The sequence below is a fragment of the Gordonia polyisoprenivorans NBRC 16320 = JCM 10675 genome (assembly GCF_000241325.1).
Taxonomy (GTDB): Bacteria; Actinomycetota; Actinomycetes; order Mycobacteriales; family Mycobacteriaceae; genus Gordonia; species Gordonia polyisoprenivorans.
Map to the genome: position 1 here is coordinate 45,420 of NZ_BAEI01000059.1, position 23,229 is coordinate 68,648.

General features: G+C 68.7%; 19 protein-coding genes. 3 read left to right on the forward strand and 16 right to left on the reverse strand.

What is annotated here, in order from left to right:
- Positions 1 to 2: 2 nt before the first annotated feature.
- The 15 genes from ftsZ to GOPIP_RS14810 all read right to left on the reverse strand — a co-directional run bounded on the left by ftsZ (position 3) and on the right by GOPIP_RS14810 (position 18,318).
- Positions 3 to 1,172 carry a cell division protein FtsZ gene (gene ftsZ, locus GOPIP_RS14740; protein WP_006370500.1) on the reverse strand — a complete coding sequence of 390 codons (1,170 nt, stop codon included), beginning with the start codon at positions 1,170 to 1,172 and terminating at the stop codon, positions 3 to 5.
- Between the two features lie 184 nt (positions 1,173 to 1,356).
- The gene (locus GOPIP_RS14745; RefSeq protein ID WP_006370501.1) at positions 1,357 to 2,055 is read right to left on the reverse strand and encodes a cell division protein FtsQ/DivIB; all 699 of its coding nucleotides are present in this window, start codon (positions 2,053 to 2,055) and stop codon (positions 1,357 to 1,359) included.
- Positions 2,055 to 3,689: a UDP-N-acetylmuramate--L-alanine ligase gene (gene murC / locus GOPIP_RS14750; protein WP_006370502.1), complete on the reverse strand. Its 1,635-nt coding sequence runs from the start codon at positions 3,687 to 3,689 to the stop codon at positions 2,055 to 2,057. The genes GOPIP_RS14745 and murC overlap by 1 nt, the downstream gene beginning before the upstream one ends.
- Positions 3,690 to 3,760: 71 nt before the next feature.
- On the reverse strand, positions 3,761 to 4,978 hold the full coding sequence (gene murG / locus GOPIP_RS14755; protein WP_006370503.1) for an undecaprenyldiphospho-muramoylpentapeptide beta-N-acetylglucosaminyltransferase: 1,218 nt from the start codon (positions 4,976 to 4,978) through the stop codon (positions 3,761 to 3,763).
- 71 nt (positions 4,979 to 5,049) lie between these two features.
- Positions 5,050 to 6,975 carry a putative lipid II flippase FtsW gene (gene ftsW / locus GOPIP_RS14760; protein ID WP_006370504.1) on the reverse strand — a complete coding sequence of 642 codons (1,926 nt, stop codon included), beginning with the start codon at positions 6,973 to 6,975 and terminating at the stop codon, positions 5,050 to 5,052.
- Positions 6,972 to 8,636 (reverse strand): UDP-N-acetylmuramoyl-L-alanine--D-glutamate ligase, encoded by a 1,665-nt coding sequence (gene murD, locus GOPIP_RS14765; protein WP_006370505.1) that lies wholly within the window; start codon positions 8,634 to 8,636, stop codon positions 6,972 to 6,974. The genes ftsW and murD overlap by 4 nt, the downstream gene beginning before the upstream one ends.
- A 4-nt stretch (positions 8,637 to 8,640) precedes the next feature.
- Entirely contained in the window at positions 8,641 to 9,738 is a 1,098-nt protein-coding gene (mraY, locus tag GOPIP_RS14770; protein ID WP_006370506.1) for a phospho-N-acetylmuramoyl-pentapeptide-transferase, read from the reverse strand.
- 16 nt (positions 9,739 to 9,754) lie between these two features.
- The gene (locus GOPIP_RS14775; RefSeq protein WP_006370507.1) at positions 9,755 to 10,351 is read right to left on the reverse strand and encodes a hypothetical protein; all 597 of its coding nucleotides are present in this window, start codon (positions 10,349 to 10,351) and stop codon (positions 9,755 to 9,757) included.
- The gene (locus GOPIP_RS14780) at positions 10,348 to 12,000 is read right to left on the reverse strand and encodes a UDP-N-acetylmuramoyl-L-alanyl-D-glutamate--2,6-diaminopimelate ligase (protein ID WP_006370508.1); all 1,653 of its coding nucleotides are present in this window, start codon (positions 11,998 to 12,000) and stop codon (positions 10,348 to 10,350) included. The genes GOPIP_RS14775 and GOPIP_RS14780 overlap by 4 nt, the downstream gene beginning before the upstream one ends.
- Positions 12,001 to 12,192: 192 nt before the next feature.
- A complete protein-coding gene (locus tag GOPIP_RS14785) occupies positions 12,193 to 14,112 on the reverse strand; it encodes a peptidoglycan D,D-transpeptidase FtsI family protein (protein WP_158512637.1) in 1,920 nt (639 codons plus the stop codon).
- 21 nt (positions 14,113 to 14,133) lie between these two features.
- On the reverse strand, positions 14,134 to 15,045 hold the full coding sequence (gene ftsL / locus GOPIP_RS14790; protein WP_006370510.1) for a cell division protein FtsL: 912 nt from the start codon (positions 15,043 to 15,045) through the stop codon (positions 14,134 to 14,136).
- Entirely contained in the window at positions 15,042 to 15,983 is a 942-nt protein-coding gene (rsmH, locus tag GOPIP_RS14795) for a 16S rRNA (cytosine(1402)-N(4))-methyltransferase RsmH (protein ID WP_170320209.1), read from the reverse strand. The genes ftsL and rsmH overlap by 4 nt, the downstream gene beginning before the upstream one ends.
- A 324-nt stretch (positions 15,984 to 16,307) precedes the next feature.
- Positions 16,308 to 16,748 (reverse strand): division/cell wall cluster transcriptional repressor MraZ, encoded by a 441-nt coding sequence (gene mraZ, locus GOPIP_RS14800; protein ID WP_006370512.1) that lies wholly within the window; start codon positions 16,746 to 16,748, stop codon positions 16,308 to 16,310.
- A 476-nt stretch (positions 16,749 to 17,224) separates the two neighbouring features.
- Entirely contained in the window at positions 17,225 to 17,629 is a 405-nt protein-coding gene (locus GOPIP_RS14805) for an SCO2097 family morphological protein (protein ID WP_006370513.1), read from the reverse strand.
- Positions 17,630 to 17,850: 221 nt separating this feature from the next.
- Positions 17,851 to 18,318, reverse strand: coding sequence for an SAV_6107 family HEPN domain-containing protein (locus GOPIP_RS14810; RefSeq protein WP_006370514.1), 468 nt, complete (start codon positions 18,316 to 18,318; stop codon positions 17,851 to 17,853).
- Between the two features lie 310 nt (positions 18,319 to 18,628).
- Between GOPIP_RS14810 and GOPIP_RS14815 the strand changes: the two genes are divergently transcribed.
- From GOPIP_RS14815 to GOPIP_RS14825, 3 genes are read left to right on the forward strand one after another with little or no spacing between them, the layout of a single operon-like run.
- On the forward strand, positions 18,629 to 19,327 hold the full coding sequence (locus tag GOPIP_RS14815) for a GNAT family N-acetyltransferase (protein WP_006370515.1): 699 nt from the start codon (positions 18,629 to 18,631) through the stop codon (positions 19,325 to 19,327).
- Entirely contained in the window at positions 19,324 to 20,994 is a 1,671-nt protein-coding gene (locus tag GOPIP_RS14820; protein ID WP_006370517.1) for a phytoene desaturase family protein, read from the forward strand. Before GOPIP_RS14815 ends, GOPIP_RS14820 begins: the two co-directional genes overlap by 4 nt.
- Positions 20,991 to 22,133, forward strand: a complete 1,143-nt coding sequence (locus GOPIP_RS14825; protein WP_006370518.1) for an LppM family (lipo)protein — start codon at positions 20,991 to 20,993, stop codon at positions 22,131 to 22,133. The genes GOPIP_RS14820 and GOPIP_RS14825 overlap by 4 nt, the downstream gene beginning before the upstream one ends.
- A gap of 42 nt (positions 22,134 to 22,175) precedes the next feature.
- Here the strand turns inward: GOPIP_RS14825 and GOPIP_RS14830 are convergent, their stop codons facing one another.
- Complete coding sequence (locus tag GOPIP_RS14830; protein WP_006370519.1) at positions 22,176 to 23,135, reverse strand: methylenetetrahydrofolate reductase; 960 nt, start codon at positions 23,133 to 23,135, stop codon at positions 22,176 to 22,178.
- Positions 23,136 to 23,229: the final 94 nt, after the last annotated feature.

The following is a 23,229-nucleotide window of genomic DNA, read 5'->3' on the forward strand; positions in this document are numbered from 1 at the left end:
GACTATCGCTTCATGAAGGAGGGCACATCGACGTCGTCGTCGTCGAGGGTCACGTTGTTGCGACGCGGCCGCTCCGGTGTCGACGACGAGGCGAAGGGATCGCCCTGCCCCGACGGCATCTCGCCGAACAGGGGGTCGTTCTTCGCCGGCCGGGACACGTCGCCGGCCTGCGCGGCCCCGACCTTGCCCGCTCCGGCGGCGGGGGCGTCGGCACGCTTGCGCGGTGAGCCACCGTCGAAACCGGCGGCGATCACGGTCACCCGCACCTCGTCGCCGAGGTTGTCGTCGATCACCGTGCCGAAGATGATGTTCGCGTCCTCGTGGGCGGCCTCCTGGACCTGGGTCGCGGCGTTGTGGATCTCGAACAGACCGAGGTCACTGCCACCGGCGATCGAGATGAGCACACCACGCGCACCTTCCATCGACGCCTCGAGCAACGGCGAGTTGATCGCCGACTCGGCGGCCTTCTTCGCACGGTCCTCGCCGCGCGAGGAGCCGATCCCCATCAGGGCGCTGCCGGCATCGCTCATGACGCCCTTGACGTCGGCGAAGTCGACGTTGATCAGGCCCGGGGTGGTGATCAGGTCGGTGATGCCCTGCACGCCGTTGAGGAGCACCTCGTCGGCGCTGCGGAAGGCGTCCATCAGGCTCACCTGGGCGTCGCCGAGCTGCAGCAGACGGTCGTTGGGGATGACGATCAGCGTGTCGCACGACTCGCGCAGCGCGGTGATCCCGGCTTCAGCCTGGCCGCCGCGGCGCTTGCCCTCGAATGCGAACGGTCGGGTCACCACGCCGACGGTCAGCGCACCGAGCTTGCGGGCGATCTGGGCCACCACCGGTGCACCACCGGTGCCGGTGCCGCCGCCCTCTCCCGCGGTCACGAAGACCATGTCGGCGCCCTTGAGGAGCTCCTCGATCTCGTCGCGGGCGTCCTCGGCCGCACGCCGGCCGACCTCTGGATCGGCACCGGCGCCGAGCCCACGGGTCGAGTCGCGTCCCACGTCGAGTTTGACGTCGGCGTCGCTCATCAACAGCGCTTGGGCATCGGTGTTGATGGCGATGAACTCCACCCCCTTGAGCCCCTGCTCGATCATGCGGTTCACGGCGTTGACGCCGCCGCCGCCGATGCCGACGACCTTGATCACGGCCAGGTAGTTGTGCGGTGGCGTCATGACGCTCGCCTTCCTCTTGTCGATCGCGAAACCCTAAACCTCAACCATAGATTCAGAGTTATGTCAAGTAGTGATGTTGGGATTGACGCTAGGCATCACCACCCCGGTGGGCCAGCAGGTGGCCCGGCGTGTCGCCAAACTCGTGTCCTCCGACACCGATTCGCACGGCGTCGACAGCGAATCCTCAGCGAAAGGCGGGGAAATTCGGCGCCGAGACGTTGTACTCGGTCGCCTTCTGGCTCAGGAGGTAGCCGAGAGTGCGCGCCTTCTCGTCGTTGCGGGTGTCGTCACCCCAGATGACCTTGCGGTTGCCGGTCAACGCGAATTCGATGTCCACCGGCGAATTCGCGATCACCCGCAGCACCAGCGCCGACAACTGCGGCGGCAGGTCTGCGGTCACCCCGAGCGCAGCGCGCGTCGTCGGATCGGCCGGGCCGGGGGTCGCGGTCTGCAACACCGGGAGTTTCTTGATCTCCGGCGGAATCGAGGAGTTCGGGTACGTCAGATAGCCCACTCCGGACCGGTCGAGCACGTGCACCTTGTCGCCGTCGGGGACCACCGCGACCGGCACCCGTTCGATGACGGTGATCTGCAGGGTCGAGGGATAACTGCGCTGCACCCGCGCCGAGGAGATCGACGGGATGGCCGCGATCCGCCGGGCCACCGCCTCGGTGTCGACCTGCAGCAGCGGCGTACCGGGGGCCACCGCGGCGGCATCGAGGATCTGCGCCCCCGGAACGGTCCGGTTGTCACTGATCTCGGTGTTGCGCACCGACATCAGCGGCGTCAGGTAGGCGATGAGCACCAGACCCACGACCACCACGACGGTCAGGACGACGCCGAGAACGATCCGCGGACGACGCCGTTGCGGCAGCACACGCATCAGCGCTCACCGCCGCCCGTTCCCCCGGCGCCGGCACCACGATCCCCACCGGACGCGCGATGCGCGAGTGCGGCAAGGATTTCCGGGCCCTGCATGGTGATATCGCCCGCACCGAGGGTCAGCACCACGTCCCCCGGCCGCACCAGCCCGGCCACCGTGGTTGCCAGTGCGGACAAATCGGGCTCGAAGTGTGCCGCTCGCGTCATCCGCTCGACGATCATCCGGCCACTGACACCGGGTACCGGCTGCTCGCGCGCCCCGTACACGTCGGCGACCACCACCGCATCGGCAAGGTCGAGCGCAGCAGCAAACTCGTCAGCGAATTCCTCTGTGCGCGAATACAAGTGGGGTTGGAATACCGCGACGACGCGGCGTCGGCGACCGGAGTCGTCGCCGTCGACCATGGCACGCGCGGCCGTCAGCACCGCGGTCACCTCGGTCGGATGATGGGCGTAATCATCGAAGACCTCGACCACTCCCCCAGCGGCCGAACCGTGCCCGGCGCTGTCGTCGTCGACACCACCGCCCTCGACACCACCGTCGTCGATGCTCACGCGACCCTTGAATTCGAACCGCCGCCGCACACCGGCGAACGCCTCGATCCCCGCGATCACCGCCGAGAGATCACCGCCCGCACGGGTGGCAGCGACGATCGCGGCAATCGCGTTGCGCGCCATGTGGATTCCCGGGATCGTCAACGCCACCGAGCGGTCCGCGGAACTGTCCACCGCCGCGCCGGGATCGACGACCGGCGCGCCGAAGCGCACACCGATCTCGCTGCCGGCCGCCGTCGGCGTCCACGACGTCATCGTCGCCACCACCCGCACGCCGTCGGGAACCTCCACCTCCGGCGCGCCATAACCCAGCACCGACACGCCACGCTGCGTCAGAGACGCCGCGTGGCGCCGCGCAAGTGCGCAAGCGCCCGGATCGTCGAGACACACCACCAACGATCCACCCGGCTTGATCCGCGCAACGAACTCGTCGAACACCGCAACATAGCGCTCCACGGTGCCGAAGAAGTCGAGATGATCGACCTCGATGTTGGTGACCACCACGATGTCCGGGACGTACTCGAGCAGCGAGCCGTCACTCTCATCGGCCTCGGCCACGAACACCGACCCGCTGCCGTGATGGGCGTTGGTGCCCGACTCGTTGAGCTCACCGCCGATCGCGAACGACGGATCGAGGCCACAGTGCTGCAGCGCCACCACGGTCATCGAGGTGGTCGAGGTCTTGCCGTGCGTGCCCGCGATCAGCACCGAGCGGTACCCGACCATCAACTCCGCCAGCACATGCGGACGCAACAGGATCGGGATCCGGCGCGACCGCGCGGCAACGAGTTCCGGATTGGTCTTGGGGATCGCCGCGTGCGTCGTCACCACCACCGACGGACCGCCGGGGATCTGGTCCAGCGCCGAGGGATCGTGCCCCACCTGAATCAGGGCGCCACGTGTGCGCAACGCCAGGATGCCGCGACTGCTCTTGGCGTCCGACCCCGACACCTGGGAGCCCCGCGCGAGCAGGATGCGCGCCAAACCCGACATGCCCGCGCCACCGATACCGACCATGTGGACGCGGCGCAGGTGGTCGGGGAGCTCCCCGACCGCCGACCCCGACACGTCGCCGGTCATGGGTTCACCTCCATCGCCGGATCCCGCACGAGAACTCACGTCGGCACCAGGCGTGCCGACTCCCCAATTGTTCACTGCTCGGGGGCCGAAAGCGGCGAACGAAACGCGGCCGACAGCGGCTTACGATGCTCACCGGCGCGAAAACGCGCAGCCAGGTCCAGCGCCGCCCGCGCCACCTCGGTCGCCGCGTCGCGATGTCCGGTACCCGACGCGGCCGCCGACATCGCCGCCAGCCGTTCCGGATCCGACAACAGGGCTGGCACCTCCCGCGCCACCCAGTCGCTGGTGAGATCGTCGTTGTCGACGAGCAGCCCACCGCCCGCACGCACGACCGGCAACGCGTTGAGCCGCTGCTCACCATTGCCATGCGGCAACGGCACATAGATCGCCGGGAGCCCGGTCGCCGACACCTCGGCCACCGTCATCGCACCCGACCGGCACACGACCAGGTCGGCCGCGGCATATGCGAGATCCATCCGCTTGAGATATCCGACACCCCGATACGGTGGTGCCCCCTCGGGCGAGACCGGATCGATCGAGTTCTTCGGTCCGTACGCATGCAGGACACCGATACCCGCGCGACCCAACGCCTCGGCCGCACCGGCCACCGCCGCATTGAGCTGCGCGGCACCCTGCGAGCCGCCGAACACCAGTAGCGTCGGAGCGTCCTCGTCGAGCCCGAAGTAATGACGAGCCTTGGCGCGCAACGCCATCCGATCCAACTCGGCGATCTGCCCGCGCACCGGGATACCTACCACCCGGGCGTCGGCGAGCCCCGAACCGTCCACCGCCGCAAGCACCACGTCGGCGAACCGTGCACCCACCTTGTTGGCAATACCCGCACTGGCATTCGCCTCATGGATCACCACCGGCAACCGCCGCTTGCCCCGCAGATGCGCCTGCGCCGCGAGATAGGCGGGAATCGACACATAACCGCCGAAACCGACGACGACGTCGGCATCCACCGCCGCCAGCGCCTTGCGTGCGGCTGCCACCGACCGGGCCAATCGCAGCGGGGTCTTCGCCAACTCCACACCCGGCTTACGCGGCAACGGCACCGGCGGGATCAACGACAACTCGTATCCACGCTCGGGAACCAGCGACGTCTCCAGCCCACGACTCGTCCCCAACGCGGTGATCCTGGCCTGGGGATCCAGACGCCGCACCGCGTCGGCGACCGCCAACGCAGGCTCGATGTGCCCGGCGGTACCGCCACCGGCCACCACCACCGAGAGCGGGCGAGAATCCGATCCCTCGGCCCGGGCAGCACCGTGCTCCTGTGATTCCATCGCGGGTCGTCAACTCCATTCCGCCGCCAGTCGGCGGGTCACACCGTCACGTCCAAACACGCACGTCCGCCTCAGCGGCGACGCGCCGTACCACTGGGATATCCGCGCGGCTGCGACCGCGACTGCGTACCCGAATATCCCGACCGGGGCCGCCACGAATGACCGGCCGAGTACCGCCCGCTCGCTTCGCTCCCGGCGCCCCGAAAACCAGGCCCGCTCGCTTCGCTCCCGGCGCCCCAATAACGAGGCCCGCTCGCTTCGCTCCCGGCGCCCCAATAACGAGGCCCGCTCGCTTCGCTCCCGGCGCCTGCACGATACCTGCCGGCGCCCCGCGTCGCCCCCGCCGGGCGCACCGCCGTCTGACCGGCGGCGCCCGACCTGCGACCACCCGGCAGCACCCGGCGCCACATCGGTCGCTTGGCCTCCGGCGTCGGAGCCGGACCACGCCCCGGGCCCGGCCGTCCGCGACGCGCCGGCGCGGGCGTCGTGCCCGACCCCGAACGCCTGCCATCGAGTCGATCACGCAGTACCTCGGCGCGAGAAGGCTTGTAGGCCACCGGAGTCGGCAGGCGCAGGATCCGGCCCAGCCGTCCGGGCCTACTCGTCGACAACGCCACCACCGCTTCCGGTTCATGGCGGGCCGCGTTGGCCAACAACCCGAGCATCGCCAACACCGTCAGCGTCGACGTGCCGCCCGCCGACAACAACGGCAACTGAATGCCGGTCACCGGCAGCAGGCCGATCACGTATCCGATGTTGATCAGCGCCTGTGTGGTGATCAACACGGTGATCGTCGCCGTCATCAACCGCAGGAACGGATCGGTCGACCGGTGGGCGATGCGCAGACCGACGAAGGTGAAGATCACGAACAGCGCCACCACCAGCAGGCCCCCGATCAGCCCGAGTTCCTCACCGATGATCGCGAAGATGAAGTCGTTGTGCGCGTTGGGCAGATAGTTCCATTTGGCACGACTCTGCCCGAGCCCCACCCCGAACACACCGCCGTTGGCCAGGGCGTAGGTCGCCTGACGTGCCTGGTATCCGGCGCCCTGCGGATCGTCGATACCGCCGAGGAAGCTCATCACGCGCTGCGAGCGATAGCCCTCGACCAGAGCCAGCACGATCGCGATGCCCGCACCCGTCAGCGCGAACGCGGAGAACACCTTGATCGGCAGACCCGCGAACCACAACAGGGTGCCGATGATGATCGCGATGGTGATCGTGGTCGACAGGTTCGGCTCGAGGATGATCAGCAGACAGATCAGCAGACCGACCGGCAACAACGGGATCAGCAGTTCCTTCAGTGGTGCGTTGTCCCGACGCCGCGACGCCAACAGATGCGCACCCCACACACAGAGCGCGACCTTCACCAGCTCCGACGGCTGCACCGACAGCCCCGAGATGACGAACCAGCGTCGGGCACCCTGGCTGAGTGTGCCCACCCCGGGGATCAGCACCAGCGCCAGCAGCACCGTCGTGATCACCATCAGGGGCGCGGCCATCCGGCGCAACAACCGCACCGGCAGTCGCAACGTCAGGTAGAAGACCACCACGCCCAGCAGCGCGAACACGACCTGCGTCGCGAACAGACCGTAGGCCGATCCATCCTGGGAATAGCCCTCCACCGACGACGCCGAGAGCACCATCACCAGCCCGAACGCCGTCAACAAGAACGCCAGCGTCAGGATCAGGTGATACGACGCGAGCGGGCGGCCGAGCAGGCTGCGCGTACCCTCCGCGATCGTCGACAACGCCGTACCGACCATCTCGACCGGACCGGCCTGCGTTCGCGTGTCGGACGCTCGCGCATCCGCTCGGGACCGGGAGCGTCGTGCCGAGGGCTTGGTCTCCCTCGTCTCGGCGGCGTCGTCCTCGGCACCGTCGGTCGCGGCCCGGTCGTTCGCAGTACCGTCGGCGTCGGTGTGCGAGTGCACATCCGGGTCGTCGGTGGGTGCGTCGACATCGTCGGACGACCCGTCCGTCGACGCGGCGCTCATCGCCGCTGCGCCTGCGCGTCGACCGCCCCGCCCTCGCCGGCGAGCGACCGTGCGGCGTCGGCGAAGGCATCCCCGCGGCGACCGTAGCCGGCGAACATGTCCAGTGACGCGGCCGCGGGCGCCAGCAGGATCGCGTCGGGACGATCCTCGCCCCGGTGGGCGGCGGCGAGGGACCATGCGACGTGGACGGCGCGATCCATCACCGCCACCGCGGCCTCGCCGGGTGCCGCTGCCGGTGCCGCTGCGGATGCCGACGCCGACGCCGATGACACATCGGAGGTACCCGGGGCGCCGGAGGCACCCGGAGCTGCGGGCAAGTCGACGCCCGACGGGAAGGAGAGCTCTCGCTGTACGGTCACGCAGCCATCGTCCCCTGTGAACACTGAGACGGTTGGGACTTCTGGGGCGTGTCGCGCGATCGCTGCGACAACCAGCTCGCGATCGCGCCCGATCGCGACGACGCCGGCGAGGCGATCGGCGACGGCGTCGAGCATGCTCGCCAGCGACGCGCCCTTGAGCAGGCCACCGGCGATCAGGACCACCCGGCGATGGGCGGCGATCGCCGCCTGCGCGGCATGCGGATTGGTCGCCTTGGAGTCGTCGACGAAGGCGATCCCGTCCCGCTCTGCAACGACCTCACCACGGTGTGCGGCCGGTCGGAACGCGGCCAGGGCCGATCGGATCGGGTCGGGGGCGATACCGATCGACCGGGCCAACGCCGCTGCGGCCAGGGCGTCGGCGAGACCGGACGGACCAGGTGGCCGGATAACCGCGGCGTCGGCGAGTGCGGTGCCCGCTGCCATTCCGACCCCTGCCACCCCGCCTGCTTCGCCGAACGCGCGGTCGACCAGTTCCCCGTCGCGAACCCCGAGTTCACCGTCGGCGGGCGCCGACAGCGTGAACCCGACCCGCCGGCCCACGACCGGCAACGCTGCGGCGATGGGATCGTCGAGCCCGACGACCCCGACGACTCCGTGCAGGGCGATCTGCTTGGCCTGCGCATAGGCGTCGAAGGACCCGTGCCAGTCGAGGTGATCGTCGGCGACGTTCAGCACGACACCGGCACTCGGCGCGATCGACGGTGCCCAATACAGCTGGAATGACGAGAGTTCTGCGCAGAGCACGTCGACGCGGGGACTCTCGGCCATGGCGTCGAGCACCGGGAGCCCGATGTTGCCGCACGCTGCGCAGGCACGCCCGGACGCGGCGACGATGTCGGCGAGCATCGAGGTCGTCGTCGTCTTCCCGTTGGTGCCGGTGACGACCAGCCAGGTACGCGGGGGTCCGAAGATGCCGGCTGCGTCGAGTTGCCAGGCGAGTTCGACCTCACCCCAGATGGGGAGGCCTGCGGCGCGTGCGGCGACGGGGAGCGGGTGGTCGGGAGCGAAGCCCGGCGACACGATGACCAGGTCGGTGCGTTCCGCCCAGGTCGGATCGGCGAGTAGGTCGGCGACGGCGATCAGCCGAGCCCCGCGGTCGACCATGGCCGAGGCCCCGGCGATGGCGCCCACCCCCGCGGTGGTGACGCGGTCGTCGGCGATGGTGACCTGCGCGCCCAGATCGAGCAGATGACGTGCCGCCGACATCCCGGCCGACCCGCCACCGGCGACGAGCACCGACCGGCCCGGCAGCGGTGCCCCGGAGTGGGGCGTCGCACTCATCGTCTCAGCCCTTGACGGCCAGGAATTCGCCGTAGAACAGCGAGAGCCCCAGCGCACAGGCGATGGCCGTCAACAGCCAGAACCGGATGATCACCGTCGTCTCCGCCCAACCACCGAGCTCGAAGTGGTGGTGGAACGGCGCCATCCGGAACACCCGTCGTCCGGTGGTCCGGAAGAACGCGATCTGGATGACCACCGACACGATCTCGGCGACGAACAGGGCACCGATCACGACGGCGAGCAACTCGGTGCGGGTGGTGATGGACAGTCCGGCGAGCATGCCACCGAGCGCCAGTGACCCGGTGTCGCCCATGAAGATCTTGGCCGGTGCGGCATTCCACCAGAGGAACCCCAGGCAGGCTCCGCCACCGGCGACCGCGATCAGCGCCAGATCCAGCGGATCGCGCACGTTGTAGCAACCCTGGGGGATGTCGTTGGCCGGTTTCGCCCCGCCCGAGCAGGCGTTGACGAACTGGAAGAAGGCCACCAGCACGTAGGAGCCGAGCACCATCGCCATCGAGCCGGCGGCCAGGCCGTCGAGGCCGTCGGTGAAATTGACGGCGTTCGACCACGCGGCGACCACCAGCCAGACGAAGACGACGAAGGCCACCGACACCATCGAGATCGCGTCGATGTCGCGGACGTAGGACAGGTACGGTCCGGCCGGGGTGAGACCTGCGTTGTTACGGAACTGCAGCACCAGGATGCCGAACAGGATCGCGGCGATGAACTGCCCGATCGATTTGGCGGTCTTGTTGAGTCCCAGGTTGCGATGCTTACGGATCTTGATGAAGTCGTCGAGGAATCCGACACCGCCCAATGCCGTTGCGAGCCCGAGCACGAGCAATCCCGATGCGCTCGGCCCGGCGTCGGAGTCCATGAACACCCCGGCCAGGTGGGCACCGAAATAACCGGCCCACAAGGCGATCAGGATCGCGACGCCGCCCATGGACGGGGTGCCTCGTTTGGTCTGGTGGCTCTGCGGGCCCTCGACCCGGATCTCCTGACCGAAGCCCTGCCGCGAGAACAACCGGATCAGCAACGGGGTGAGCATGATCGACACCGCCACCGCGATGGCCCCCGCGATGAGGATCTGGGTCACCTGAACGTCCTCGCCTTCATTCGTTCGCTCCTGCGTTCGGGGTGTCCGGCCGCTCTGCCCGCCCCGACTGATCTGTCTTCTCGGCTTGTGCTGTCGTCTCGGCCTGCAGCGTCCGCAGTGTCACCGGGTGATGACACGCGTCCTGGATGAATGCGGCGATCCCGCCGGCCGGGGCCCCCACCGCCCACAGGACGGTGTCGCCCGGCTGCGGTCGCCACTGCGGCTCGTCGACGAACAGGTCGACGACCTCCTCGAAGCCCTGGACCTGACGCACCTCGTCACCCCAGGACCCCTCCATCACGGTGCCTTGATGCAGAGCGCGCACGGCCCTGCCAGACCCTACGCACAACACCTTGTCCACGGCGAGACGCACCGCGAGTCGGCCCACCCGGTCGTGTTCGACGGCCCGGTGGTTCTCGTCGTCGCGGTCGGGGCCGTCGACGAGGAGTTCGCCGATGATCGCCCACGTGCGCCGGCCTCGCCCGTCGCCCGTATCGCCCGCACCCGCTCGCCGAGCCCGATCGGCCGACTCGACGAGTGTCCGCAACCCCGATGTGACGTCATCGATCCGCGCGGGTATCGCGGTGGCGAGCACGGTCAGCTCAGCGCTCACCGGCGTGCCTCTCGGCCCGCCGGCTGCTCGGTGGCGCCACCGGCGATCTGGTCCAGGGCCTCGCCCAGCACCACGCGGTCGTCGAAGGGGTGCTTCACGCCGTCGATCTCCTGACCCGCCTCATGTCCCTTGCCGGCGACCAGGATCACGTCGCCGGGCTGCGCCCATTCGACGGCGGCGGTGATGGCCGCCCGCCGATCCCCGATCTCGCGGTGATCGGCACCGGCGGGCAGTTCTTCGGCGGGTACCTCCCCGATCCCGGCGAGCATCGCCGCCCGGATCGCCGCGGGGTCCTCGGTGCGCGGGTTGTCGTCGGTGATGATGACCAGCTCGGCCCCGCGGGCGGCCGCGGCGCCCATCATGGGGCGCTTACCGTGGTCCCGATCTCCGCCTGCGCCGACGACCACACCGATCCGGCCCGTGCTCTGTGCGCGCAACGTCGACAGCACGGCGTCGAGGGCGCCGGGCTTGTGCGCGTAGTCGACGATCGCCAGGAACGGCTGTCCGCGGTCGACCCGCTCGAGTCGACCGGGCACCGACACCTGCGCCATTGCGGTGGCGGCCTCGGTGGCGCTCACCCCGGAGGCAACGGCGATCGCGACGGCCAGGGTGGCGTTGGCCACGTTGAACCGGCCGGGCAGGGGCAGCACCATCTCGACGCCGCTGCGCCCGGGGCCGGCGAGCGTGACGTGCTGCGACCCGTCCGGCTCGACGGTCACCTGCTCGGCACGCCAGGTCGCCGCGACGTCCGTCGTCGACACTGTCACCGGAGCGAATGACGAACCGGCAGAAGCTATTTCGGCCATCCGACGTCCCCACTCGTCGTCGACGCAGATCACCGAGCGAACCGCGCGGGTCGACGATCCGGCAGCGAACAGGAGTGCCTTGGACTCGAAGTAGGCGCGCATCGTCGGATGGAAATCGAGGTGATCCTGCGACAGATTCGTGAATGCGCCCACCGCGAAATGTGCACCGTCGACGCGTCCGAGCGCCAACGCGTGGCTCGAGACCTCCATGACCACGGCGTCGACGCCGCGTTCGACCATGGCGGCGAGCAACCCCTGCAGCGTCGGGGCCTCGGGGGTGGTGAGCGAACTCGGCACCGCGACGCCGTTGACCCGCGTCTGGACGGTGCCGATCAATCCCACCGAGTGCCCGGCGGCCAGCAGTGCCGCCTCGACCATGTAGGACGTCGTGGTCTTGCCGGAGGTACCGGTGATGCCGATGAGCTTGAGTCGCTGTGACGGATTGCCGTAGATGCGGGCACTGACCCCGCCGAGGACACGCCGGGGTTCGGGGTGCACGAGGACCGCGCAGGTGGCGTCGGTGGGTAGGACACGCGCCAATTCGGCTCGTCCCGCGGCATCGGTGAGCACGGCGGTCGCGCCGCGTTCGACGGCGTCGGCGGCGAATCGGGCACCGTGGGTGCGGGCCCCCGGTAGCGCCGCGAACAGGTCACCCCGCCGGACGTCCTGAGCGCGCAGTGACACCCCGGTGACGGCGGTTGACGCACTCGCCTCGCCCACCAGATCGAGCCGCGCGCCGGTCGCCTGGGAGAGGACGCCGACCTCGGTGGGATCGAGATGGGTGGGGCGGCTCAGGTCGGTCGGCCGACGCCGCCGAGACGATCCGCTTCGTGCTGCTGCCATCGTGCCGATCCCCTCCTCTCACCCCGTCGAACACGTCTCGGGTCCGGACGAACCCCTGGTCATGTATCGGCTGTCGTGTGCCGACTCTCGTATGCCACTGCCGGCCGGTGTTGTCTGATACGCCCGTGAACGCACCCACGATACCGTCAGCCCGGCTGCCACCCGTGCAGGGTCGGCGCCGGGCGTCGGGGCTCACGAAGCCTGCAGCACCATACGCGGTGTGGGCTGCGGCGATTGCGGGATGCGGTCGTGCTGCAGGATCCACGATGCGATGGACTTGAACAGCGGTGCGGCCGACTGCCCACCCGAACCGTCGGAACTGCGCTTGGGATTGTCGAGCATGATCCCGACGACGAACCGTGGGTCATCGGCCGGGGCGATCCCCGCGAAGGTGATGTTGTAGCTCGAGTTCGAGTAGCACCCACACGCGGGATCGACCTGCTGTGCCGTACCTGTCTTGCCGGACAGCTGATAGCCCGGTACCGCGCCCTTGGCGCCGGTACCCTCCTGCTCGCCCGTCGGATCGTCCTGGAAGATCCCGCGGAACATGTTGCGCACCGTCACCGCGGTCTGTGGGCTCACGACCTGCACGCCCTGTGGTCGTGGTTCGTCGGACGGCGATTGCCCCTGTCGTGTCTCGGACTCGAGAATGCGCGGCGGGATGCGCAGTCCGTCATTCGCGATGGCCTGGTACATGCCGGTCATTTGCAACAGCGTCATCGACAGGCCCTGTCCGATCGGCAGGTTCGCGAACGAACCACCGGACCACTGGCTCAGCGCGGGAACCTCGCCGCCGCTCTCGGCGGGCAGACCGACGCCGGTGATGCGGCCGAGCCCGAAGCGGTTCACCATGTCGGCGAACCGTTGCTCGCCGACCTGCTGGGCCAACATGAGGGTGCCGACGTTGGAGGACTTACTGAAGATCCCGGTGGTGGTGTACGGGGCGACACCGTGCACCCACGCGTCGTTGACGGTCACCCCGGCCATGTGGATGCTGCCGGGAACCTGATGGACCTGTTCGGGTGTCGTCAATCCGTACTGGATCGCCGCCGAGGCGGTGATCACCTTGTTCACCGAGCCCGGCTCGAACGGTGAGGTCACCGCGGGGTTGCCGAGGTTGGCGTCGGGCTGATCCGACAACGGCTTGGATGCGTTGAACGTGCCGTCGTTGGCCATCGCGAGCACCTCACCGGTCTTCGCGTCGAGCACCACCGCCGACGCCGACCGTGCCCCGGATGCGGCCTTGGCCTTCATCACCTCGCTCTGCACGTACCACTGGATGTCGGAGTCGATGGTCAGTTGCACGTTGGCGCCGTTGATCGCCGGGTGGACGTTGCGTGTCGATCCGGGGATGATCGCGCCGTCGGAACCGCGGTCGTAGGTCTTGGAGCCGTCGGTGCCGGCCAGCACCGAGTCGAGTGAGGCCTCGAGACCGATCAGTCCGTTGCCGTCGTAATTGACGTCCCCGACGATGTTGGCGGCCAGCGATCCACCGGGATAGATCCGCACGCTCTGCGGATCGGCCCCGACCTCGGGGTAGTCGGTGGTGATCCGCGACGCGACGTCCGGGCTGATCGAGCGCGCGAGATAGACGAACGTCTCGTCGCTGGTGAGCTTCTTGTAGAGGTCGTCGGCGCTGATCGATCCGCCGAGCGCGCCCGAGACACCGTCGGCGATCTGGTGCAATCGCGTCTCGACGTCAGGCAGGCTGGGATTGTCCTTGTGCGCCTTGGCGATCGAGTTGCGCACCGCTTTGGGCAGAAAGGTCAACGACCGTGCCTCGTCGGTGTAGGCCAACGGTCGTCCGTTGCGGTCGAGGATCGCCCCACGCTTGGCGGTCATGATCTGCGTGTATTCGCGCTGCGCAGCTGCCTGTTGCGCCAGCGACGGTGCCTCGATGGTGTGGACCACCACCATGCGGATGGCCACGGCGATGACCGCGAGCAGTACCACCACACCCGCGATCCGACTGCGAACCACAAAGGTGTGCGGCCGCTTCGGGGGTTGTCGGGGGGGCCGCGGTGATCGGCCTGCTCCGCCGGCGGGCGATCGGCCTGCTCCGCCGGCGGCCGAATGGCCGGAGGCGGCCGGTCTGGTCGCACGTGTCGTCATGATCGTCAATTGTCCACCGTACTAACGCGTCTCCGGCGAATTTCCGCTCGGCGGGTTGCTCGTCGCCGGCGCGGGCACGGCCTGCGGCAGCACATTGGGCGCAGGCGCGGTCGCCACCGGGGCCGGCGGTGCCGTGACGGCACCGGCAGGTGCCGGGGTCGTCGGGGCCGTTGCACCCGGCGTCGCGGTGCCGGCCGGAGCGCCGGAACTCGGTGTGGTGGAGTTCGGTGCAGTGGAGTTCGGTGCAGTGGAGTTCGGTGCAGTGGAGTTCGGTGCGGCGCTCTGGGCGCCACCGAGACCCACCGAATCGTCGACCTTCTTCGGATCGATCGTGGCAGCCGGATTGGGCTGATCATCGGGATTGATCGAGGGCATCCGCTTTCCGGTGGCCGGCTCCGGGTCGCCGACGATGTGTGGCTTGCCGTCCGCGCCGACCACCATGCGTGCCGGGTTCTGATCGACCACCAGCCCGAGTGCCCCTGCCGCATCGGACAATTCGGGTGCCGAGTTACCCGACTCGAAGCTGCGCTTGAGTGCGTCGGTGCGATCGAGCAACTCCTGATTCTGTTGGCGGGCGATGCCGATCTGATAGGAGTCCTGCGCAGCCTTGGTGGAGAGCCACAGGCTCAAACCCAGGCCGAAGGCCAGCACCAGCAGCACCGGGATGACGAAAGGTATACGGGAGAGCCGTTCGGACAGGCTGATCCGCCGGGTACGAGACGCCACGACGACGGGTTTGGAGACCGAACCACGTTGCGATCCCCGCTCCTGCGCGGCGATCCGCTTGCTGTGCCGATCGATCGCCCGCTGGGCCGCCCGCGATCGGGTCGGCCGTCCGACTCCGCCGCGGGTGTGCCGGGTGGTGCGTTCGGTGGTGTCGGAATCCTTGTCGCGCAGTCGATCCTGGCGTTCGATGTCGTCGAGAAGGGTCATCTCACCTCCTCCTCTGCGATTCGTTCGATGACGCGGACCCGGACCGGTGCCGATCGCGGATTGGTGTCGAGTTCTTGTTGGTCAGGGCGCTCGGCCCCCCGGGTGACGAGTCGGAATCGTGGTGCCGTGCCGGGCAATTCGACCGGTAGACCGGGCGGCGAGGTCGAGGTCGTCCGTAATGCGAACTCCCGCTTGACGATTGTGTCCTCGAGCGACTGGTAACTCATCATCGCCACACGGCCACCCACCCGCAGCGACGCGAGGACCCCCGGAAGCGCTTGCCGGAGCGCCTCGAGCTCGCCGTTGACCTCCACCCGCAGCGCCTGAAAGGTCCGCTTGGCCGGGTGCCCACCGGTGCGCCGGGTGGCCGCCGGGATCGTCGCGTAGAGCAGTTCGACGAGCCGCGCACTGGTGGTGAAGGGCTCACGCTCGCGTTCACGCACGATCGCCGACGCGATCTTGCCGGCGAAGCGTTCATCACCGTATTCGCGGAGTATGCGGGCGATGTCACCATGCGAATAGGTGTTGAGCACATCGGCCGCAGTAGGACCGGCCTCGGGATTCATTCGCATGTCCAGTGGTGCGTCGACGGCGTAGGCGAATCCCCGATCCGCCTGGTCGAGCTGCATCGAGGACACGCCGAGATCGAAGAGGGCAGCATCGATGCGGTCGGCGCCGGCTTCGGCGAGAACCGCTGGGAGTTCGTCGAATCTGGCCTGGTGGAAGGTGATTCGATTGCCGAAGTCGGCCAGACGGGTAGCGGCGATGTCCAGTGCAGCCGCGTCCCGGTCGATCCCGATGACCCGGACCGACCCGAACTCCCGCAGGATCAACTCGGTGTGACCACCGGCACCGAGCGTGGCATCGACGAACACCGGTTGTGCGACAGTGGGATTCGAGAGAGCCGGGCGCAACGATTCGATAATGCGTCGAGCCATGACGGGCACGTGCCCGTGTTCGCCGGAACGGCGTTCACCCGAGCGACGCGACGGCGGGGTCTGCGCACCCGCACTGTTGTCGTCGTCCTGCGGTGTCACCGGCCTGCCCCTCCGAGTGCGCCGACCCCCGAGCGGCCGCTCCCGTCGCGCGGGCCGGCCTCGATGAGGGGTGGCTGTCGTGTGTTGCTTGCGTCGGCTTGTGGTGGAGCGGGGTCCCGACCCGATCGCGCACCTGGCGTTGGGGAAGTACGCCAGGGTCGGACCGGGTCGGGGCCTCGTGCCACCCGAAGCCCTGTGCATCTGTCCTGCACCCACGTTGCGGAGTTAGAGCACCGCGCTCAACGCCGCGGAGTTCGCCGCCGAGAAGTTCTCCTCATGCTGGCTCTGGTAGTCACGCCATGCCTGTGCGTCCCAGATCTCCAGGTGATCGAAACTGCCGATCACCACACACTCCTTGGACAGTCCCGCGTACTGCCGATGCTCGGCCGACAGGGTGATCCGCCCCTGCCCGTCGGGCCGTTGTTCGTCGGTGCTGGCGAAGAAGTACCGCTGGAATGCGCGCGCTTCGGGATCGTTGCGCGACGCCTCCATCGTCTTCTCCGCGATCGCATCGAACTCCTCGGCCCGATACACCGACAGGCTGTGGTCCTGGCCGCGTGTGACCATCACCCCTCCTGCCAATGCGTCGCGAAACTTCGCGGGCAACGTGAGTCGCCCCTTGTCGTCCAACTTGGGCGTGTAGGTACCGACAAATCTCGTCGACATGTCGGCACCTCCCGCCCACCGGGTCCGGCGTTCCGGATCGCCTCACCCAGTGACGCCCACAGTACCCCACTTTCCACCACTTTCCACCCCAAACCCGCCTCGATTCCCCACCCGACCATAAACACGCAGGTCAAGAGCAGAAGTCAGGGTTCGACACGGCACGGATCGGTCGTGTCGTCGACAGGACAAGGCCTGACAGTTGTGGCCTGTGGTGAGGAATAGGGCTGGTGAGGTTGCTACTTCGGCCTCGTGGGGCGTGGTGGGGCATCGGGTGGGGCGCGGTGGGGAACGCGGTGGGGCGCGGTGGGGAACGCGGTGGGGCGTGGTGGGGAACGCGGTGGGGCGTGGCAGGAGGGACTTGATGAATCCGGTGGCCGAGCCCCGGAAGCGGGCATACGACAGCAGCCGCACACCCGTAGGGGTGTGCGGCTGCTGTGGTGAGTCAGTCGCGGAACCTCAGTGGGTTCGTCGCGGGATCACTCCTGCTCGAACCGGCGGTTGAAGCGGTCTTCCATGCGTTCGGTGAACTTGCGTTTGGGCGTTGCGGCCTTCGAGCCGCGCCCGCCCGAGCCGCGGTCGGCCGATGGCGGCGCACCCTTGCCGGGTAGCCCGCCCCAGAGCGCAAGCAGCGCGGCGGCGAACATGACAAGGAAGCCGACGAGACTCAGGATGGGGAAACCACCCACGTCGAGTCCGATGATGGGTCCCACGATCAACAGCGCGAGACCGAGGACGAAAACGACGGCCGCCTGGATGCGGCGACGACCGGTCGACCGCCCGAGGCGGCGCCGGGTAACGCTGGACGCGAACTTCGGGTCCTCCGCGTACAGAGCGCTTTCGATCTCTTCGAGCATGCGCTGCTCGTGCTCCGAGAGTGGCACCGACCCTCCTTACCTGTTACCGACGAGCCATCGACGAGATGTTCGCCGCGATACTCGCCTGATGACTGTGTTCGCGGCCTACGACCATGATACGAGGTGATTCCGGCGGCGACCACCATAACCGCACTCGTTGGATCGTTTTTGTGTTCGGGGCTGTTACCGGCGCCTATGCGATGACGTGGCGAGGCATCGATGCGTGACCCCCAACGGGTTGTGGCGCATCACGCAGGATGTGCCAGCGATCCGGATTGCGCACCATGTCCGCCTTGTTCGTAGGCGATCACCACGCCCTCGACCGTGTCCAGGAATGTCAACACCAGGCGATGCAGCTCGGCGACGACGACGGGATCGACGTCTCGCTCCAATCCGGCCTCGATGTTCATTCGAAGAACAGACCATGCGGCGAAGCGTTCGGCCTGTTCGGCCAGATCCGGCATGATCACCGCCAGACGATTCCACGCGTTCGACGACAACCCGCGCGTCGAACGGCCGCTGGTCGGCTCACCGATGGCCAGTGCGGCGCCGGCGGCCCGCAGCGCGGTGAGGTACAGCTGCCGGAAGCGTTCGGCGTCGTCGGTGATCCCGTCGGCGTTCTCGAGAAGGAGATCGGCACGTTCGAGCAGGTCACGTGCGCGCCCGACCACGATCGGATCCACCTCGACCTGTGTGGTCGTTCGACGTGTCATCATGGGCCTCCCTCCGTTGTCGCGGTGCTCACGGGCGGCCAGTTGGGCTGTACCGGCCGTTCCCTCGGGTCAACGCGGTCCGAGGGCAGGCGCTTCCCTCGCCCACCGCCGGACCGCGTCGGTCGTCGGGTGGCGGCGAACAGCTTGCGGAGGCACATTCATCGAACACCCGTTCGACGGATTCAATATTAGTCAGATCTGGTCGCCGGAGCAAGGCGTGCGGGCAACCCGATGCGCAACACCATGCCCGACGGCACCGACACAATGCCGCACTCGGCCGGGGTGCAAGGAACGACGACAGGAAGGACCGCACGTGACGATTCGGATCGCCCGTCTCGACGGACGTGACTGTGCGGTCTGGCTCGGTCCCGCGCTCGAGATCTACGTCACAGCGATGAATTACCCACGCGGGACCGAGATGCATCGCGCCGGATTGTGGCGCGAGCACATCCGTCGACCCGGCTGGGAGGCCTACGGCGCGATCGCGACCGCGCCCCACGCCGAGGACGGCTCGCTGGACCTCGTCCGCCGACGGTTGGAGCCGCCCCTGTCCCCCGGCGGCGATGAGGTGCTCGTCGGCATCGCCTACGGCTATCGCGGAGCGCGCGACCAATGGTGGAATCAGCAACTCCGCGCCGGCTTGCGATCGACCGGTCGGGACCCGCGGGTCATCGATGAGATCACCGAGGACTACTTCGAGCTGACCGAACTCCACGTCCATCCGAGTGCCCAGGGGCATCGGATCGGTGAATGGTTGCTGCATCGCCTGCTCGCCGACCGACCCGAACACCACGTCCTGTTGTCCACCCCGGAAATCGCCGACGAGGGCAACCGCGCCTGGGCGTTGTACCGGCGCATGGGATTCGGTGACGTGCTGCGCGGATTCACCTTCACCGGCGACCCGCGCCCGTTCGCTTTCCTCGGGCGACGACTACCCCTGGCCGCACCCACGATCGTGCCGGGCGCCGCCGCCGGTCCCATCGTTCCCGGCGAATCCGACCGCACCCGATGACCGGGCACCCGGTGGGCGATGCGATCGTCGTCGGCGCCGGCCACAACGGACTGGTCGCGGCCGCCTATCTGGCCCGGGCCGGGCGCTCGGTGAGCGTCGTCGAGCGCGACACCATCCCCGGTGGGGCGGTGTCGACCATCGAACGCTTTCCCGGATATCGCGTCGACCGGGGCTCGTCGGCGCACCTGATGATCCGCCACTCCCCGGTCCTCGACGAACTGGCACTCGCCGACGCCGGCCTGACCTACCTCGACTGCGACCCGTGGGCGTTCTGTCCGGCGACCGACACCGCCGGTCCGATCGTCTTCCGCACCGACCTCGACGCCACGTGCGCCTCGATCGAACGTGCCTGTGGACGTACCGACGCCGACGCCTACCGCGCCTTCGTGGCGACCTGGGCACCGCGCGCCCGAGCTCTCATGCGCTCCTTCTACGAGCCGGCCACGCCGGGTCGGTTCGCGCGTGCCTTCGGCGGGCTCGGCCCCACCGCCACCACCGCGCGGACCGGCCTGTTCGGTGCGCGATCGGGTCGGATGATGTCGGTGACCCAGGATCTGATGTCGTCCGGGGATGCCCTGCTGGACCGCTGGTTCGGCTCCGAGCACCTCAAGGCCGCCCTGGCCTGGTTCGGCGCCCAGTCGGGCCCGCCCATGAGCGCCCCCGCGACCGCTCCGATGATCGGGTTCGCGGCACTGATGCACCAGATCCCACCCGGCCGCGCCGTCGGGGGCAGCGGAGCGTTGACCGATGCCCTGGTGCACCGTCTCACCGGTGACGGTGGCGAAGTGATCACCGGTGCGGCGGCCACCGCGATCACCCGATGTGGCGACCACTGGCGGGTAGAGACGGTCGACGGCCGGCGGCGATGTGCCGACACGGTGATCGGCGCCTGCCACATCCTGGCCACCCTCGACCTGCTCGCGGCGGGCGGATTCGACCCCGGATCGCTCGCGCGATGGCGGCGTCAGATCATCGTCGGCTCGGGTATCGGGATGGCCGTACGGCTGGGAACCAGGGAGCTGCCCGAGTATCGGGATCTGCCCGCCGACCTCCCCGCGCACGGCGTGCATTCGGCGTTGGGCCTGCTCGTCACCGATCGGGACCACCTTCGTCGCGCGCAGACCGCGGCAGCGGTCGGCGAACTGCCCGATCGGCCGGCCTGTGTGGCGATGGGATTCTCCGGCATCGACCCGACCCTCAGTCCACCCGGACACCATCTCGTCAATCTGTGGGCGCAATGGCATCCGCGTCATCTCGCCGACGGGTCGGGGTGGGACGAGGTGGCCGCCACCGCCGCCGACGCGGTGGTCGCCGAGGTCGAGCGCCACGCGCCCGGTTTCGCCGACGGCATCGAGCACCGCCACGTCCAAACCCCGCAGGCGCTGGAATCCGAACTGGCACTGATCGGCGGCAACATCATGCACGTCGAGATGACCATCGACCAGATGTTCATGCTGCGTCCGCACCCGGACCTGTCCGGCCACGAGGTGCCCGGCGCCGACGGAATCCTGCTCGCCGGCGCCTCGACCCATCCCGGCGGCGGGGTCACCGGGGCCAGCGGGCGTATCGCCGGACGGGCGGCGATCGCCCGCAGCTCGGGCCGGCACCGCGGCGATACACGCGGTCGGCGCCTATGGCCGCTATCACCCCGGCATCTGGCACGATGATCAGCGTGCGTCCGCCGATCACTCGCCCGAGCCCACCCCGCGCGTCTGCCTTTCTGCTCACGGTCGTGCTGCTCATCGCGGCGCCGTTGATGTCGGGATGCCTGCAACGGTCCACGACGGTCGGTGATCGATTCGCGGGCAGCGTGGTCGTGGCCACCTCACCGGACAATCCGCGTGGCGCACCGAAATTCGACATCCCCGAGTCGATGACCGGCAACATCGCGGTCTCGGACTATCGCGCCAGCACCTCCACGGAGAGTTCGGGCGCCCCGGCATCGGCGCAGCCGGGTTCGCCGTCGGAGGACACCGACCAGCCGGGTTCGTCCCCGTCCGATTCCACGCCGTCGGATTCCACGCCGTCGGAGTCCGCGCCGTCCGATTCCACACAGGCGGCCCCGACCCCGCAGGAACAGTCCGGCGACAGCAGCGACGACGCCACGCTGGTCGGCAGCCGGGCGACCTTCAGCAATCTGACCGCAGGTCAGCTCAGTCAGCTCGGCGATATCATCGCCGACGCCTTCGGCGACACCGCGATGACCATGGACCTGTCGGCCAAGCGCAGCGGCTCGGTGGTGCGATTCCGCGGGTCGACCGACCTCACCGGACTGATCCCGAATCGCGACTACGTCCGGTTCACGATCTCGTTCGCCGGCCCGATCACCGCCACCAACGGTGACCAGAACACCAACACCTCGGTCTCCTGGACACCCGAGCCCGGCAAGTCCGCCGATTTCACCGCCGAATCGACCTACGCCGACCCGTCGACCGCCGCGTTCGGCGGCTGGACGTGGCTGATGGTGCTCATCTGCGCCGCCGTGGTGCTCGTCGTCATCCGGTTGGCCTACGTCTCCCGCGACCGCAGCCCGCGCCCGGGACGCCCGGCATCGGCAGCGGGCAAGAAGACATTCGGGAAAAAGACGTCGGGGACCACGACGTCAGGGACCACGACCTCGACGACCACGACCTCGACGACCACGACCTCGGCGACGAAGACCGCCGGTGACACGACACCGGAGAAGGCCACCGTTCCCGCCGACGCTGCGCCCGATCAGGGAGCTGCACACGAGGACCCCGCGGTGCCGAACCCCGCAGTGCCGAACTCCGCAGCGCCGGACCCCGGAAACACCGGCAAGTCCTGACCCGACTCCCGCCGGATCACCCTGAGCCGACCGATCGGCCCCTCAGCGCGCCCCGACCGTCGGCAACGCGTCGGGCACGCCCACGCCGAGGCGGTCGAGCACCTCGCAGGTCGCCTTGGCGAAGTTCAGGCTGCAGAAGTGCAGGCCGGCAACGCCTTCGGCGATGAGTCGTTGCGCGGTCTCGGTGGCGAAGTCGATGCCGACGGCACGTACCGCGGCGCGATCCTCCTCCGGGCCGTCACCGGCGGCCTCGGCGAAGCGTTGCTCGACCGCGGGCGGGATCACCGACCCCGACAGCTGCGTCATACGACGGGCACTGGCCAGCGAGGTGATCGGCATGAGCCCGGGAATGATCGGCTTGGCCGCCTGCTCGGGGTCGGCGCGTGCCACCCGGTCGCGCAACCGCAGGAAGTCCTCGACGTCGAAGAACATCTGGGTCACCGAATACTCGGCACCGGCACGCAGCTTGCCGACGAGTACGTCGGTGTCCTGGTCGAGATCGCGGGCCCGGTGGTGCCCCTCGGGAAACGAGGCGACGCCGACGTGGAAGTCACCGAGCCCGGAGATCAGCTCGACGAGTTCACGCGCGTACTGCACACCCTGCGGGTGTCGAATCCATTCGCCGAGTGGATCACCCGGCGGATCCCCGCGCAGCGCAAGGAGATTCGTGATGCCCTGGTCGGCGTAGGAACCGACGAGGGCACGCAGTTCGGCGATGCTGTGATTGACGGCGGTCAGATGCGCGACCGTCAGCAGGGTCGTCTGCGTCGCGAGCTCACCGGCGATGCGGACGGTACGATCCCTCGTCGATCCGCCTGCCCCGTAGGTCAGCGACACGAATGCCGGGTCGAGACGTTCGAACACCCGGACCGCCCGCCACAGCCGGGCCTCGCCCTCGATGTCACGGGGTGGCATGAACTCCACCGAGAAGTGCACGACGCCGTTGGCCGGTGGTGCGGCGAGGCGCTCGACGACGGAGAGCGCCGGTGGGGATGAGGTCACCGCGTCATTGTACGTAGGTCGTCACAGTACGTAGGTCGTCACTGCACGTTGGTCGTCACTGCACGTCGGTCGTCCAGGGCGGGGCCGTTCGCGA